Genomic DNA, 15,776 nt, shown 5'->3' with positions numbered 1-15,776 from the left:
CCCGTTACCCCATCTACGGGTTCTGAACTTTTTGGTGCGAGCGAAGTAAACCTACTCCGCAGCAGTCACCGGCGCCTTGGCGCCCTGGCCGTAGCGCTGGTCGATGTAGTCGATGACGAGCGCCTTGAAGTCGTCGGCGATGCCCGCGCCGCGCAGGGTGCGGAACTTCTTGCCGTCGACGAAGACCGGCGCGGCCGGCGCTTCGCCGGTGCCGGGCAAGGAGATGCCGATATTGGCATGCTTGGATTCGCCGGGGCCGTTGACGATGCAGCCCATGACCGCGACGTTGAGCTCTTCGACGCCGGGATATTTGGTCTTCCAGGTCGGCATTTCCGAGCGGATGAAATCCTGGATCGAGCTTGCCAGCTCCTGGAACGTGGTCGAGGTGGTGCGGCCGCAGCCGGGGCAAGCCGCGACCAGCGGCACGAAGGTGCGGAAGCCCATGGTCTGCAACAGCTCCTGGCCGACCTGCACCTCGCGGGTGCGGTCGCCGCCGGGCTCCGGCGTCAGCGAGATGCGGATGGTGTCGCCGATGCCCTGCTGCAGCAAAATGCCGAGCGCGGCGGACGAGGCGACGATGCCCTTGGTGCCCATGCCGGCCTCGGTGAGGCCGAGATGAATGGCGTAGTCGGAACGGCTGGCGAGCACTTCATAGACCGCGATCAGATCCTGCACCGCCGACACTTTTGCCGACAGGATGATGCGGTTCTTGGGCATGCCGAGCTCTTCGGCGCGCGCCGCCGACAGCAGCGCTGACTGCACCATGGCTTCACGCATCACCGCGCGCGCATCGCGCGGATTGGCCGACGCCGCGTTCTCGTCCATCAGCTTCGAAAGCAGCTCCTGGTCGAGCGAGCCCCAGTTCGCGCCGATGCGGACCGGCTTGTTGTTCTTGTTGGCGATCTCGATGATGTCGGCGAATTGCGTGTCGCGCTTGTCCTTGAAGCCGACATTGCCGGGATTGATGCGATACTTCGCGAGTGCCTCGGCGCAGGCCGGATAGGCCGCGAGCAGCTTGTGGCCGATATAATGGAAGTCGCCGATCAGCGGCGTATCGATGCCGCGCTTCAGCAGGCCGTCGCGAATATGCGGAACGGCGGCCGCGGCTTCTTCACGGTCCACGGTGATGCGGACGAGTTCCGAGCCGGCGCGCGCCAGCGCTGCGACCTGGGCGATGGTCCCGTCGATATCGGCGGTGTCGGTGTTGGTCATCGACTGCACGACGATCGGCGCACCGCCGCCGACGGCGATGTTGCCGACCTTGACCTGGGTGGTGTGATGGCGCGGCTGCGGCCCCGCGATGTCGGAATCGATAGTGGTTTCGGGCTTGTTCATGGCGTCCAAATATCAGGTTTTGGTGACATTCAGCAATGCGTCGCGGGACGGCTGAACCACGGGACTTGGCCGGTTAACCAGAAAAAGTCCAGCAATTACAAGGAGTGCCGCGGCACCAAAGGTCAAGCTTAGATTGTCATGCATGATGAAATAGCTACCCACCACGCCAAACAAAGGCGTGATGAAGGTAAAAGCCGACAATTTGCTGGCCGAGTAAGCCTTTACCAGCGCGAACCAAAGCGTGAACGTGGTTCCGACCACCCAGACGGCCTGAAACACCATCAGGCCGATCGAGAGCGGACTCGGCGTATGGGTGATGGTCTCGCCAAAGAGATAGGCCGCCAGCCCCAGGATCGGGACCGACGTCGCGACCTGGTAGCCCAGCGCCTTCTCGGGCGCGGCAAAGCGCAACCGTGTCGCCTTGGCGACCATGGTCGTCGCCGCCCAGAGCGAGGCGCCGCCGACGATCATGAGATCGCCGAGCAGCATCTGCGAATCGACATTGGGCTGCGGGACGCCGATCGCCAGCGCCACGCCGGCAAAGCTCACGGCGAGGCCCAGCCATTGCGTGCCCGAGAGCCGCTCGCCGAGGAGCTGGTAGGAGCCGAGCGCGACGAAGAACGGCGCCGTGTAGAGGAACACCACCGCGCGCGACGCCGAGGTGAAGCGGATGCCCTGATAGATCAGGACGAATTCGACGCCGAACATCAACCCGGCGAACAGGCCCGGCTTCCAGGTGCCGTCGCGCTCGAAAAACTTCACGCCGCGCAGGGTGCCGACGATGAACAGCACCGGCAGCGCGCCCATCGAGCGGATCGTCGCCTGCAGCATCGGCGGGACGTCGGGCAGCACCAGCTTCACGGCGATCTGGTTAAAACCCCAGGTCAGGCACAGCATGAGCATGAGGGCGATGGCGCCGGCACTGAGGGGGCGCCCGACAGACGGACTTGCTGGTTCTGACATTTCTTCCCGGGACCGGCTTCTGGCCGTGTTGTTCTATGCGTGTGTCTGACAATGGGTGCAGGTGCCCGTGATCTCGACCACGGACAATCTTGGGGCAAAACCTGAGCTGCGGGCCGCCTGGTTGAGGCCTTGCGCGAAGGGAGCGGCCGGCACCTCGCCGACCAACCCGCAGCGCTCGCAGATCAAAAACGCCACCGCCGAGGTCGCGTCATGGTCATGGGCGCAGGCGAGATAGGCGTTGCGGCTTTCGATGCGGTGGACGAGGCCGTTGGCCATCAAAAAATCGAGCGCACGATAGACCGTGATCGGCGCCGGCCGCGGCATCGATTTTGCGAGCTCGTCGATCACCTCATAGGCGCCGAGCGGGCGGTGGCTGGAGAGCAGCGCCTGCAACACCTGGCGGCGGATCGGTGTGAATTTCTGCGAGCGCTGCTCGCAGACCGCCTCGGCATGCGTCAGCGCTTCCGCAGTGCAGCGGCCGTGATCGTGATCGGGCGCGGGAAAGGCCGGTTTCGCGAGGCTCATGGTGCCGCGCTTGTAGCATTTCGGCCCGGGAACCCAAAGCTCACCTCCGCAACCGGCTGCCAGCCATGCTTTTGCGGCGGAGCAGCGTCTCGTTAACCTCCCATGCGATAGATCGTAAGCTTACTTATAATATCTCAAGCTTATTGGAGACCAAGCATATGAGCCGCGGTTCCGTGGACCAGAACTTCCTGTTCACGCTGGGCGAAGTGTTCCGGCTGATCCGGGTCTATGCCGACAAGGAGGCATCCCGCTTCGGCATCACCCGCGCGCAATGGGCCGTGCTGGCCAAGGTCGAGCGCAGCGAGGGTATGAAGCAATCGGAGCTCGCCGAGCTCCTGGAGATGCAGCCGATCACGCTGACCAGGCTGATCGACAAGCTCTGCGACAGCGACTGGATCGAGCGCCGGAGCGATGCCAGCGACCGCCGCGTCAACCGTCTCTATCTGAAGAAGGCCGGGCGCGCGTTGCTCGGCAAGATGAGCGGCCTGCGCTCCGAGCTCACCGCCAACGCGCTCGACGGCATCAGCCCGGCCGACGCGCACCGTCTTCTCACCCAACTCGAAACGGTCAAGGAAAACGTGAAGACCGCGATCCAGGCATCGGGCGCGGAACAGTCACGCAAGGAGCCACGCTATGGCTGATCAGGTCATCAAGTTCGCGCCCGAGCAGAAGGGCGCCCCGAGCGGCAAGCCGACCAAGAAGCTCGCCGCCGACCCGCGCCGCCGCCTGATGGCGGGGATCCGCCGCTACCGCCGTTTCCTGCTGATGGTCGTGCTGCCGGTGACGGCCGCGATCGCCGGCATCACCTTCTATGTGCATGGCGGCCGCTATGTCGGCACCGACGATGCCTATGTCGGCGCGCAGAAGGTGCTGATCACCCCCGACATCTCTGGCAAGATCGACAAGGTCGTGGTCCGCGAAGGCCAGGTCGTCAAAGAAGGCGACGTGCTGTTCGAGATCGACCCGGTGCCGTTCCGCCTCGCGGTCGACCAGGCCAAGGCCTCGCTCGACCAGGCGCGCACGACCTATGACAACCTCGTCGCCAACATCAAGATCTACGGCCAGATGCTCGACCTGGCGCAGCAGGGCATCGACCTCAAGCAGAAGGACGTCGAGCGCAAGCAGGCGCTGGTGAAAAACAATGTCGGCTCGCAGCTCGACCTCGACAATTCCGCGAACGCGATGGTCACCGCCGGCGCCCAGGCGCAGTTCGTCAAGCAGCAGCTCTCCAACGCCAAGACGCAGCTGCTCGGCAATGCCGACCTGCCGCTCGAGCAATTCCCGCCCTACGCGCAGGCCAAGGCCAAGCTGGATGAGGCCCAACGCAATCTCGATCACACCGTGCTGCGCGCGCCCATGGGCGGCGTCGCGACGCAGGTCGAGCAGATCCAGCTCGGCCGCTACGTCGCCGCCGGCACGCCGGTGTTCTCGATCGTCGACATTGCGCATCCCTGGGTCGATGCCAATCCGAAGGAAAGCGACCTCACCTATGTCACGGTCGGCCAGAGCGTGACACTCGAGGTGGATGCGTTCCCGAACCACATCTTCAAGGGCAAGATCGGCTCGCTGTCGCCGGGCACCGGCGCGCAGTTCGCGATCTTGCCGCCGCAGAATGCCACCGGCAATTTCGTCAAGGTGGTGCAGCGCGTGCCGGTGCGAATCTATTTCGACGAGAACGACAAGTTCGTGAAGAAGCTGAAGGCCGGCATGAGCGTCTATGCCACCATCGACACCGGCCATCAGCGCACGCTGGCGGGCCTGCTCGGCCTGTCCGCCAACGCCAACCACGACAAGGACGACTAGTCCGATGTCCGGCCCTGCTGCAAACCTGATGGTCCCCGGCCTGCGCCGGAACATGGTGACGATCTGCGCCATGACCGCGACCATCATGCAGGCGCTGGACACCACGATCGCCAACGTCGCCCTGCCCTACATGCAGGGCACGCTGTCGGCCTCGCAGGACCAGATCAACTGGGTGCTGACCTCCTATATCGTCGCCGCCGCCATCATGACGGCGCCGGTCGGCTGGATCGCCAACCGCTTCGGCCGCAAGCGCATCTTCATCATCTGCTCGGCCGGCTTCACGCTCGCCTCCGTGCTGTGCGGCCTCGCGCAGGACATCAACCAGATGGTGCTGTTCCGTTTGCTGCAGGGCGTGTTCGGCGCCGCGCTGGTGCCGCTGTCGCAATCGGTGATGCTCGACTATTACACGCTGCAGGAACGCGCCAAGGCGATGTCGATTTGGGGCATGGGCGTGATGATGGGCCCGATCATGGGCCCCTCGTTAGGCGCCTGGCTGACCGAGACTTATTCCTGGCACTGGGTGTTCTTCGTCAATCTTCCCTTCGGCGCGATCACGGTGATCGGGTTGATCATCTTCATGGACGAGACCAAGAAGGACCTGACCCTCAAATTCGACTGGTTCGGCTTCGCGGCGCTGGCGCTCGGCATTGGCGCGCTGCAGCTCGCGCTCGACCGCGGAGAACAGCTCGACTGGTTCGAATCGACCGAGATCGTGGCCGAATTCATCATCTCGGCCGTGGCCTTCTACTACTTCTTCGCACACTCCTTTACGACGTCGCGGCCGTTCATCCGGTTCGAGCTGTTCAGGGATCGCAACTTCGTCACCGGCTGCATCTTCATGACCGTGATGGGCCTGGTGCTGTTCTCGACCATGGCACTCTCCTCGCCTTTCATGCAGAACGTCATCGGCTATCCCATCATCACCGCCGGCATGCTGCTCGCGAGCCGCGGTGTCGGCACGTTCTTCGCCATGATGCTGGTCGGCCGCATGATGCGCTTCATCGAGGCGCGCACTTTGATCATCTGCGGTCTCAGCCTGACGGCGGGGTCGCTGTTCTACATGACCGCCTGGACCGACCTCACCCAGGTGCCGGAGATCGTCACCGTCAGCGTCATCCAGGGATTTGGCTTCGGCCTCGTCTTCGTGCCGCTTTCAACCGTCGCCTTCCTGACGCTGCCGAACACCTTGCGCACCGACGGCACGGCGATGCTGACGCTGGTGCGCAACGTCGCGAGCTCGGTCGGCATTTCCGTCGTCATCGCCGAGCTGACCCAGGGCACGCGCAAGAGCTACGCAGTACTCTCCGAGCACGTCAACCCGTTCAACCATGCGCTCCAGATGCCCGACGTGCGCGGTCTCATCAACCTCTCCACCGATGCCGGCCGCGCCATGGCCGACAAGATGGTCGCCATCCAGGCGCAGATCATCGCGTTTGCGCATGACTACCAGCTCGTGATGCTGTTCGTGCTCTGCACCATCCCGCTCGCGCTGATGATCGGCTCGACCAAGGCTACGCTGCGGAAGCAGGCGGCCGGGCCGGAACATGCGGTGATGGAGTAATTCTTCGTCACTCGGGGGGCGGATCAAACACTCCGCCATCGCCCCGGGCGAGACGCTCGACGCGCCGATCCGTCAGGCCGCGTTGGCCTTGCCAAAATTCAGCGCGATGAAATCGGCCAGTTCTTTCTTTGCGCCGGCATCAAGCTGGAATTCGACATGAGCCGTCTCGTGGTCATGCGCCCGCACACGGAAGGGCAAGCTGGACGCGAGGCCCTTGATCCGCAGCGTACCTGTCTCGCCGATGCCGATCTGGGCGCGGATCCACGCGCCGCCTTCCGATATATCGGTCAGGCTGGTCGCGAGCACAGTTTGTCTGCAGTCGGTCACCGTCACTTCAAGCTCCGACGGATAGCGCGTGCTGAGACGGCGATTCACCTCGGCGGTCGAGTTGCGGACGGTGCGAACCAACACGGCCTGAAGAGACGTCAGGTTTGTCGATACGGTGGAGATCGTCTCGCGCATTTCCGCGGCGCGCGCGTTGACGGAATCTGCGTCACGGCTGACGAGGGCGATCTTGGTGGAAACTTCCTTCGCGGCGGAGGCGGATTCCGAAATGGAGCGCGCGATCTCGCGCGTTGCCGCGTCCTGCTCTTCTATTGCGGCCGCGACCGAGGTCGCAACGCCGTCGATCTCGACGATGTGGCCGCCCATCTCCTCGACCGCGTCGACCGCGGCCTGGGTCGAGGTCTGGATCTCGGCGATCAACCTTGTGATCTCCTCGGTCGACTTCGCGGTCTGGTTTGATAGCGATTTGACCTCGGCGGCAACGACCGCGAAGCCGCGACCGGCCTCGCCGGCACGCGCCGCCTCGATGGTGGCATTCAGCGCCAGCAGATTGGTCTGGCCGGCAATACCGCCGATGAGATCGGAGACTTCGGCGATCTTCTTCACCGCGCCGGACAATGCCTGAATGGTCGAGCGCGCCTGCTCGCGACCGGCGACGGCCGATTTCGTCACTTGGCTCGCACGCGCGACCTGGCTCGCAATCTCCCGAATGGAGGCCGTCAACTCTTCCGCGGCCGCGGACACCGTCTCGGCACTGGCCAGGGCCTGCTCGGAGGCCGCGGCAACGGCCTGCGATTCCGTCGACAGGTCGCACGCAATGCCCGACAGATTGGTTGCGGCCTGCTCAACGCCCTGCGTGGCCTTGGCTGCCGTGTCAACCGAGGCGCCGGTTTCGCGTTCCACGGTTTCGGCCATGCCGAGCAGGGCGGTCCGCTTGGAGGCGTTCGCTTGCTCTTCCGCCTCAATCTGCTCGTCGCGCAGCCGTGTGTTATCGAGCGCGCCCTGCTTGAACACGGCAAGCGCGCCTGCCATCGAGCCGACCTCATCGCGGCGGTTGGCATAGGGGACGTCAGCAGTTAGGTCGCCGGTTGCGAGCTTTTGCATGGCTCCCGTCATGCGCACGATCGGCCGCACCACTCCGAGGACCACGAAAGCGAGGCCCGCGATGATCAGCGCCAGCACGGCGGCCGACACGCCCCACACGATGTAGGAGATCGAGACGTCGCGGTCGGCCGCGAGCTTCTCCATGTCGGCATTCTGCTTGTTGGCGCGCTCGACGATCCAGTCGATGACGGCGCGGTGCGCGGTATAGGCTTCCTTGAGCTGGGCATAGGCACGCTCGGCCGCAGCCGCATCCTTGCTCTTCAGCGCCAGCACGAGCTGATCGGCGGCCTTGAAGAACTTTTGCACCTCGGCATCGGACTTCTGCACCAGCGCGGTCTTCAGGTCGGCCGTCAGGCTGGAACCGGTCCAGAAGACCTTACGGTCGTCATAGTCCTTGCGGAGCTGGACCAGACGTTCGCTGCGGGCGGCCAGTTGATCCGGCTCGCGCATGGCGAGCGTCGCCTCGAGATAGGCCTCGATCACATAGGCCGGCGGCGGCAGGATGTCGGCAACGAGGTCGTTGCCGAGCTTGATGTCGGAATAGAGGGGACCGCCGACCTTGAGCTCGCGTAGCGCGTAAGCACCGGTGGCGACGACGGCGGTGAAGCCGATCACCAGCAAAACACCAAAGGCAATGATGGCCGAGGAAATCGACAGGCGCAGTTTCATGGATGATCCGCAAATCAGAACTCGCGAATGCAAGCTCTATCGCGGGCTCGTCAATGGACACTGAAAACGCCTGTCGGAATCCGGCAGATAAGGCCTCCGTACGATACCGGAGGCGCACGTGGCCGATGCAAATGCAGAAGTGGACGCCCGCTGGGCTGAAATCGTCCGCTATTTGATCGGCGGTCGCGGCAGCACGGCCTCGCCGGCCTCGAGCCTGTAGAGGTGGTCGAGCGAGTACCACGGCGTCGAAACGCTCGGGTCGCTCGGGTGCGGCGTGTCGTGACGTATAAAGTTACCGATCAGCGCCTTGGTCACGCCGAACTGCACGTCGCTGTCGAGATGCGGGTCGTTGGGATCATAGACCTGCGAGATCAAGACCTTGAATCCCGGCTTGAAGATCAGCGCGTGCAGATGCGCGGGCCGATAGGGGTGGCGGTCCTGCGCCTTCAGGAGACGACCGACGACGCCGTTGGTCGGGATGGGATAACCGACCATCATCACCGAGCGGAACGAGAAGCGGCCGTCCGCGTCGGTCGTGAACTTGCCGCGTAGGTTCATGTCGGCCTGATCGGGATCCTGGTTCTCGTAGAAGCCGACCGGCGATGCATGCCAGACGTCGACCTCGGCGCCCGCGACCGGACGACCCTGCCTGTCCACCACGCGTCCGCTGACGAACAACGGTGCGCCCGGCGTCTCAGAGCGGACAATCGAGCCGCCGTTCTCGACCCGCGGCGAGTTCAATCGCCAGAACGGACCGAGCAGCGACTGGTCGGTCTCGGTATTGCCGTCATCGCCATTGTTCAGGAGGCAGACCAGCGGTGAAACGCCGAGCGAGCCCGCCATCAGCACCACCTCGTTGTGCGTATCGTTCGTGAGCTTGCCGAGTTCGACCAGGATCGCGGCAGCCTCACGGAACTCGGCCTCCGTCAGCCGGACGTCGCGGACAAAGCCGTGCAGATGCTTGACCAGCGAGATCATGATCTGGCGCAGGCGTGGATCGGAGGTCCGTTCCATCACGGCAAGTGCTGCCGCCGTGACGTCCTGCTCGCGTTCGATGATCATGGGGTGGTCCTCATCTACTCCGTCATTCCGGGATGGTCCGAAGGACCAGACCCGGAATCTCGAGATCCCACATTGCGCAATTGCGCAATGGGGTTCGCTCGCTACGCGTGCGCCCCGGGATGACGGAACGCTGCGCGTTCCGTCAATTCAGCTTCTCGATCGCAACCGCCACACCCTGGCCGACACCGACGCACATGGTGGCGAGTGCGAGCTTGCCGCCGCGCTTCTCCATGCCGTGCACGGCGGTGAGCGCGAGACGGGCGCCGCTCATGCCGAGGGGATGGCCGAGCGCGATGGCGCCGCCATGCGGATTGACGAAATCGGCATCGTCGGCGACGCCGAGCTGCCGCATGCAGGCGATGCCCTGCGAGGCGAAGGCTTCGTTGAGCTCGATCAGGTCGAAATCGCTGATCTTCTTGCCAAGCCGCTCCATCAGCTTGCGGGTCGCCGGCACCGGGCCGATGCCCATGATGCGCGGTGGCACGCCTGCGGAGGCGAGACCGAGGATGCGCGCGCGGGGCGTCAGGCCATGCTTCTTCACGGCAGCTTCGGAAGCCAGGATCATCGCTGCCGCACCGTCATTGACGCCGGAGGCGTTGCCGGCGGTCACCGTGCCGGGATTGCGCACGATCGGCTTCAGCTTTGCGAGGCCTTCCAGCGTCGTCTCGGGGCGCGGATGCTCGTCCTTGTCGATCGTAACAGGACCGGCCTTGCCGCCGGGGATGGTAATCGGCGTGATCTCTTCCGCGAAGTAGCCGGCCGCAATGGCCGCACCCGCGCGCTGCTGCGAGCGGATGGCAAAGGCGTCCTGGTCGGCACGCGACACCTGGAACTCCTCGGCGACGTTCTCGCCGGTCTCCGGCATCGCATCGACGCCGTACTGCGCCTTCAAGAGCGGGTTGATGAACCGCCAGCCGATCGTGGTGTCAAAAATCTCCGCGGAGCGCGAAAACGCTTCCTGCGCCTTGCCCATCACGAAGGGCGCGCGCGTCATCGATTCGACGCCGCCGGCAATCGCGAGCTCGATCTCGCCGGAGCGGATCGCGCGGCCCGCCGCACCCACCGCATCGAGGCCGGAGGCGCAAAGCCGGTTCAGGGTCTGGCCGGGAACCGAATCCGGCAGGCCCGCCAGCAGCAGCGCCATGCGCGCGACATTGCGGTTGTCCTCGCCGGCCTGATTGGCGCAGCCGAAGAAGACCTCGTCCACCTGGGACCAGTCGAGTTTTGGATGTTTGGCCATCAGCGCCTTGATCGGCGCGGCCGCGAGGTCGTCGGCGCGGACCTTTGCGAGCGAGCCGCCAAAGCGGCCGATCGGGGTGCGGATCGCATCGCAGATAAAGACATCACGCATCGGACTTTCTCCCTGAACGCCACGTTCGGCCGGATTTCTTCAATATCGGCGGAGTTTTAGGAGGCCGTCCGCAGCCGGTCAATTGACGGTTTCGCGGGTCCCGCGGCGCCCCCTCCGCACGGCGCGCATGCCGCCGTGCGGACAGCGTGGAAAACCCGCCTCACCTGGCCAAAGCGATAGGACCCGTCAGCGAAATTTTGTAGGTTGCGCCGCTCATGACAGTGCAACAGCCCATCCCCGCGCCTTCCCCCGACGACGTGCCCGCACCGCAGGCGGAAGCGCCCGCGCGCGTCACGCCGATGATGGAGCAGTATCTGGAGATCAAAGCCGCTCATCCCGGCCTCTTGCTGTTCTACCGGATGGGCGATTTCTACGAGCTGTTCTTCGAGGACGCCGAGATCGCCTCCAGGACGCTGGGCATCGTCCTGACCAAGCGCGGCAAGCACCAAGGCGCCGACATTCCGATGTGCGGCGTGCCGGTCGAGCGCTCCGAGGATTATCTGCACCGCCTGATCATGGCCGGTCACCGGGTTGCGGTGTGCGAACAGACCGAGGATCCCGCCGCCGCAAAAGCCCGCGGCAACAAGAGCGTGGTGCGCCGCGGCGTGGTGCGGCTGGTCACGCCGGGCACGTTGACCGAAGACACGCTGCTCGATGCGCGCGCCAACAATTATCTGCTGTCGATCGCGCGCGCCCGTTCGTCCTCCGGCGGCGACCGCTTTGGCCTCGCCTGGATCGACATCTCGACCGCCGAATTCATGGTGACGGAATGTTCCGGCGGCGAGCTCGCCGCGACCCTGGCGCGCATCAATCCGAACGAGGCCATCGTCACCGACGCGCTCTACAATGACAGCGAGCTCGGACAGACCTTGCGCGAGCTGCCGGCGGTCACGCCGCTGACCCGCGACGTCTTCGATGGCGCCACCGCCGAAAAGCGGCTGTGCGATTATTTTGCGGTCGCGACCATGGATGGGCTCGCGCAGTTGTCGCGGTTAGAAGCCACCGCCGCGGCCGCCGCCGTCACCTATGTCGACCGCACCCAGGTCGGAAAACATCCGCCGCTGTCGCCGCCCGCGCGCGAAGCCTCCGGCGCCACCATGGCGATCGATCCGGCCACGCGCGCCAATCTCGAACTGACGCGGACCTTGGCCGGCGAGCGCCGCGGCTCGCTGCTCGATGCCATCGACTGCACGGTGACCTCGGCCGGCTCCCGCCTGCTCGCGCAACGGCTCGCAGCGCCACTGACCGACGCAAGCGGCATCGCGCGGCGGCTCGATGCCGTCAGCACCTTTGTTGGCGATTCGGCGACACGCGAAGACATCCGCAGCATCTTGCGCGGCGCACCGGATATGTCGCGCGCGCTGGCGCGGTTGTCCGTCGGCCGCGGCGGACCGCGCGATCTCGCGGGCATACGCGACGGCATTTTGGCCGCTGATCAGGTTTTGGCGCGGCTCGCTGAGCTCGACCAGCCACCGCAGGAGATCGCTTCCGTGATGGTCGCGATGAAGCGGCCGTCGCGCGAGCTTGCCGCCGAATTCGAGACGGCGCTCGCCGAGCAGCTTCCGCTGATCAAGCGCGACGGCGGTTTTGTCCGCGAGGGCTACGAGCCGGCGCTGGACGAGGCTCGCAGCCTGCGCGACGCCTCGCGCCTGGTCGTGGCCTCGATGCAGGCGCGCTACGCCGACACGACCTCGATCAAGGGTCTCAAGATCCGGCACAACAACGTGCTCGGCTATTTCGTCGAGGTTACGGCGCAGCACGGCGACAAGCTGATGTCACCGCCGCTGAATGCGACCTTCATCCATCGCCAGACGCTCGCCGGGCAGGTGCGCTTCACGACCTCGGAACTCGGCGAGATCGAGGCCAAGATCGCCAACGCCGGCGACCGCGCGCTCGGCCTCGAGCTCGAAATCTTCGACCGCCTCTCCGCCAAGGCGCTCGCGATCAGCGACGATCTGCGGGCCACTGCGCACGCCTTTGCGCTGCTCGATGTCGCCACCGCACTGGCCAAGCTCGCGGTCGACGAGAATTACGTGCGGCCCGAGGTCGACGAGTCCCTCGGCTTTGCGATCGAGGCCGGCCGCCACCCGGTGGTCGAGCAGGCCCTGAAGCGCAATGGCGAACCGTTCATCGCCAACGCCTGCGATCTCTCACCGGCGCCCGCGCAAAAATCCGGGCAGCTCTGGCTGCTCACCGGTCCCAACATGGCCGGCAAATCGACCTTCCTACGCCAGAACGCGCTGATTGCGCTGCTCGCCCAGATCGGCAGCTTCGTGCCGGCGGCACGCGCGCGGATCGGCATCGTCGACCGCCTGTTCTCGCGCGTGGGTGCGGCCGACGATCTCGCGCGCGGACGATCGACCTTCATGGTCGAGATGGTCGAGACCGCCGCGATCCTCAATCAAGCCGGCGAGCGTTCGCTCGTGATCCTCGACGAGATCGGCCGCGGCACCGCGACCTTCGACGGCCTGTCGATCGCCTGGGCTGCGATCGAGCATCTGCACGAGAGCAACCGCTGCCGCACGCTGTTTGCGACCCATTATCACGAGCTCACCGCGCTCTCGGCAAAGCTGCCACGGATGTTCAACGCCACCGTGCGCGTCAAGGAATGGCAGGGCAACGTCGTATTCCTGCACGAGGTGCTGCCGGGCTCCGCCGACCGCTCCTATGGCATCCAGGTCGCAAAACTCGCCGGTCTGCCGCCGGCCGTGATCACGCGCGCCAAATCGGTGTTGGCAAAGCTCGAGGCCCAGGACCGCGGCCAGACCGCACGCGCGCTGGTCGACGACCTCCCGCTGTTCGCGGTACCCTCACGCGCCGCAGTAGACGACGCTCCGCCGAGCGAGGCGGAGCTGCTGATGGACGCCGTGAAAGCGCTGCACCCCGACGAAATGTCCCCGCGCGAAGCACTCGATGCGCTCTACGCGCTAAAGGCAAAACTGCCGAAATAGTGAAGATGCCGTAGGGTGGGTTAGCTGTGCGGCTGCGCAAAGCGCAGTCCGCTCGGCGTAACCCACCTCTTTGGTTTCCGCGGTGACAGAAGTGGTGGGTTACGCCAGCGAATTGCGCTTCGCGCATCCGCAAGGCTAACCCACCCTACAAGACGCGTCAGCGGTCAGCGGTCCGTCTTTGCGAACGGCTCGATCAGCTTCAGCGTGGCGGCGAAGCGGATGCTGAGCTTGCCGGCGAGCGCGGTCGCTTCCATGTCGGCGCTCTTGTCATCGCAGCGGCCGGAGAAACCGATACCGACCTCATAGCCGCCGAACAGGGGATGCTCGCTCTTGGCCGGGGTGTGCTCCTGGTTGACGAACTCGCCCTTCCAGCGGCCGTTCGCCGACGAATAAGCGCCGAGATAGTAGAAGAAGGCATCGCCGCCGAGGATGCGGCCGTCGCGCAGCAGCATCACGCCGGTCTGGCCGCCGGCAATTCCATCCAGCATCCTGATGTCGATTGAATAGAGCCCGCTGACGATGCCACCTTCGCCGACCACGCCGGGTGGCGGAATGTCATCATCGCCGAGCGGCGTCATCAATGCGCGAAACCTCGATGCGTCCTCGACGACCTCACCCTCGAAGCGCCAAAGCTTGCCCTGCGGCCGGCCGCGAATGCTGATCGTGACACTGTCGGAACTGACCAGCGACCGGTGCTGCGGCGACCGGCTATGGCGCCTCGTTCGCAATTTGGCGACGATTTCGCCGTTGACGGTCTCGTAGGTGCCGAAATGGGCGAAGGCCGTGTTGCCGCCGAGCATCTTGCCGCCATGAGCGTACAGCACGCTGCGGCCTGAGCCGTCGTTGATGTCGTATTCGACCTTGTATAGTCCGTCCACCGCGCGCCCCGATACTGCTGTGCGACCAGCTTAGCGGGTCTGCGGGCTCCGCACACTACCTATCCTGACGCAGGGCCGAGATCGCAAGCGAAGCCTAGCTTGCCTCCCGAAGCTCGCACGGGATCAAGCTTACGCCCTCGCCGCCATCGCCGCGGCCTCCGCGGCGGCACGCTGCATGCTGGTCGACATCTCGTTCGTCACCGTGCTCTGCTCCTCGATTGCGGCAGCCGTCGAGGTGACGTATTCGCTGACATTGTTGATCGCCTGCTTGATCGAGGAGAGCGCGCCGACGACGTCTCCGGAGATGCCGTTGAGGCTGCCGATCTCCTGGCCGATCTTGTCGGTCGCCTGCTTGGCCTGGTTGGCGAGGCTCTTGACCTCGGAGGCGACAACCGCAAAGCCCCGTCCGGCCTCGCCGGCACGGGCGGACTCGATCGTGGCGTTGAGCGCCAGCAAATTGATCTGGCCGGTGATGTTGTTGATCATCTCGACGATGCCGCTCATCGCTTGCGCTGCCTCGGTGAGGCGCTGCGCCTGGGCGTCGGCAGCGGCGACCTGATCCACCGCGCTCATCGCGGTCTCGCGCGACTTGGTCATCGCCTCCGAGATCTCGCGCACCGAGGCGTTCAGCTCCTCCGAGCCGGCGGCGACCGATTCCATCATGCCGCGGACACGCTCATTGCCCATGCGGACCAGCACCTGCTTGGTGACGTCGGTCGCGTATTTCACCACCTTGAACGGCTTGCCGTTGAGATCGAGGATCGGGTTGTAGGAGGCCTGGATGTAGACTTCCTTGCCGCCCTTGCCGATACGCTTGTACTCGGCCGCCTGGTACTGGCCGCGGTTGAGCGCGGCCCAGAACTCGCGATAGCCGGAGCCGTCGCGCTCCGACGGCTCGACGAACATGCTGTGATGCTTGCCCTTGATCTCGGCCAGCGAATAGCCGAGCGCATGCAGGAAGTTCTCGTTCGCCGTGATGATCGTGCCGTCCATGTTGAACTCGATCACGGCCTGGGCCTTGTCGATCGCGGCGAGCTGGCCGGCGCGGTCGGCGTTCTTCAGCTTCTCCGCGGTGACGTCGGTGGCAAACTTCGCCACACCGAACGGCTTGCCCTTGTCGTCGAGCAACGGGTTGTAGGAGGCGAGAATCCAGACCTCGCGCCCGCCCTTGCCGATGCGCTTGAATTCGCCGGCCTGGTATTCGCCGCGATTGAGCTTTGCCCAGAACTCGCGATAGGCCGCGCTGTCGCGCTCGGCCGACGGCATGAACATGCTGTGATGCTTGCCCT

The 15,776-nt window shown here is 64.9% G+C and carries 12 protein-coding genes; 4 read left to right on the top strand and 8 right to left on the bottom strand.

Annotated features, from left to right (window positions below):
• Window positions 1-51: 51 nt before the first annotated feature.
• Genes ispG through C2U70_RS11530 form a run of 3 tightly spaced genes read right to left on the bottom strand, consistent with a single transcriptional unit; the run spans window position 52 to window position 2,823 of the window.
• A complete protein-coding gene (gene ispG / locus C2U70_RS11540) occupies window positions 52-1,335 on the bottom strand; it encodes a flavodoxin-dependent (E)-4-hydroxy-3-methylbut-2-enyl-diphosphate synthase (protein ID WP_140978134.1) in 1,284 nt (427 codons plus the stop codon).
• 12 nt (window positions 1,336-1,347) lie between these two features.
• On the bottom strand, window positions 1,348-2,298 hold the full coding sequence (locus C2U70_RS11535; RefSeq protein WP_140978133.1) for a DMT family transporter: 951 nt from the start codon (window positions 2,296-2,298) through the stop codon (window positions 1,348-1,350).
• 33 nt (window positions 2,299-2,331) lie between these two features.
• Window positions 2,332-2,823, bottom strand: coding sequence for a Fur family transcriptional regulator (locus C2U70_RS11530; protein ID WP_140978132.1), 492 nt, complete (start codon window positions 2,821-2,823; stop codon window positions 2,332-2,334).
• Window positions 2,824-2,981: 158 nt separating this feature from the next.
• Here C2U70_RS11530 and C2U70_RS11525 point away from each other — a divergent pair, with 158 nt between their 5' ends.
• Genes C2U70_RS11525 through C2U70_RS11515 form a run of 3 tightly spaced genes read left to right on the top strand, consistent with a single transcriptional unit; the run spans window position 2,982 to window position 6,187 of the window.
• Window positions 2,982-3,464 (top strand): MarR family winged helix-turn-helix transcriptional regulator, encoded by a 483-nt coding sequence (locus tag C2U70_RS11525; protein WP_140978131.1) that lies wholly within the window; start codon window positions 2,982-2,984, stop codon window positions 3,462-3,464.
• Window positions 3,457-4,626: an HlyD family secretion protein gene (locus C2U70_RS11520; RefSeq protein ID WP_140978130.1), complete on the top strand. Its 1,170-nt coding sequence runs from the start codon at window positions 3,457-3,459 to the stop codon at window positions 4,624-4,626. The genes C2U70_RS11525 and C2U70_RS11520 overlap by 8 nt, the downstream gene beginning before the upstream one ends.
• A 4-nt stretch (window positions 4,627-4,630) precedes the next feature.
• Entirely contained in the window at window positions 4,631-6,187 is a 1,557-nt protein-coding gene (locus C2U70_RS11515) for an MDR family MFS transporter (RefSeq protein WP_140978129.1), read from the top strand.
• Between the two features lie 72 nt (window positions 6,188-6,259).
• Here C2U70_RS11515 and C2U70_RS11510 read toward each other — a convergent pair whose 3' ends face one another.
• From C2U70_RS11510 to pcaF, 3 genes are all read right to left on the bottom strand, one after another.
• Complete coding sequence (locus C2U70_RS11510) at window positions 6,260-8,245, bottom strand: methyl-accepting chemotaxis protein (protein WP_140978128.1); 1,986 nt, start codon at window positions 8,243-8,245, stop codon at window positions 6,260-6,262.
• Window positions 8,246-8,413: 168 nt separating this feature from the next.
• A complete protein-coding gene (locus C2U70_RS11505; RefSeq protein WP_140978127.1) occupies window positions 8,414-9,307 on the bottom strand; it encodes a dioxygenase in 894 nt (297 codons plus the stop codon).
• Between the two features lie 142 nt (window positions 9,308-9,449).
• A complete protein-coding gene (gene pcaF, locus C2U70_RS11500; RefSeq protein ID WP_140978126.1) occupies window positions 9,450-10,658 on the bottom strand; it encodes a 3-oxoadipyl-CoA thiolase in 1,209 nt (402 codons plus the stop codon).
• A 215-nt stretch (window positions 10,659-10,873) separates the two neighbouring features.
• Between pcaF and mutS the strand changes: the two genes are divergently transcribed.
• Window positions 10,874-13,609, top strand: a complete 2,736-nt coding sequence (mutS, locus tag C2U70_RS11495) for a DNA mismatch repair protein MutS (RefSeq protein WP_140978125.1) — start codon at window positions 10,874-10,876, stop codon at window positions 13,607-13,609.
• 164 nt (window positions 13,610-13,773) lie between these two features.
• On the opposite strand, the gene C2U70_RS11490 is transcribed toward mutS, so the two are convergent.
• Window positions 13,774-14,487: a hypothetical protein gene (locus C2U70_RS11490; RefSeq protein WP_140978124.1), complete on the bottom strand. Its 714-nt coding sequence runs from the start codon at window positions 14,485-14,487 to the stop codon at window positions 13,774-13,776.
• A gap of 129 nt (window positions 14,488-14,616) precedes the next feature.
• On the bottom strand, window positions 14,617-15,776 hold a 1,160-nt coding region (locus C2U70_RS11485), incomplete at its 5' end, for a methyl-accepting chemotaxis protein (protein ID WP_140978123.1).

This window comes from Bradyrhizobium guangdongense, assembly GCF_006483445.1.
Classification (GTDB): Bacteria; Pseudomonadota; Alphaproteobacteria; order Rhizobiales; family Xanthobacteraceae; genus Bradyrhizobium; species Bradyrhizobium guangdongense_A.
The sequence above is the reverse complement of the archived record's forward strand: the minus strand, read 5'-3'. Positions and strand labels throughout refer to the sequence as shown.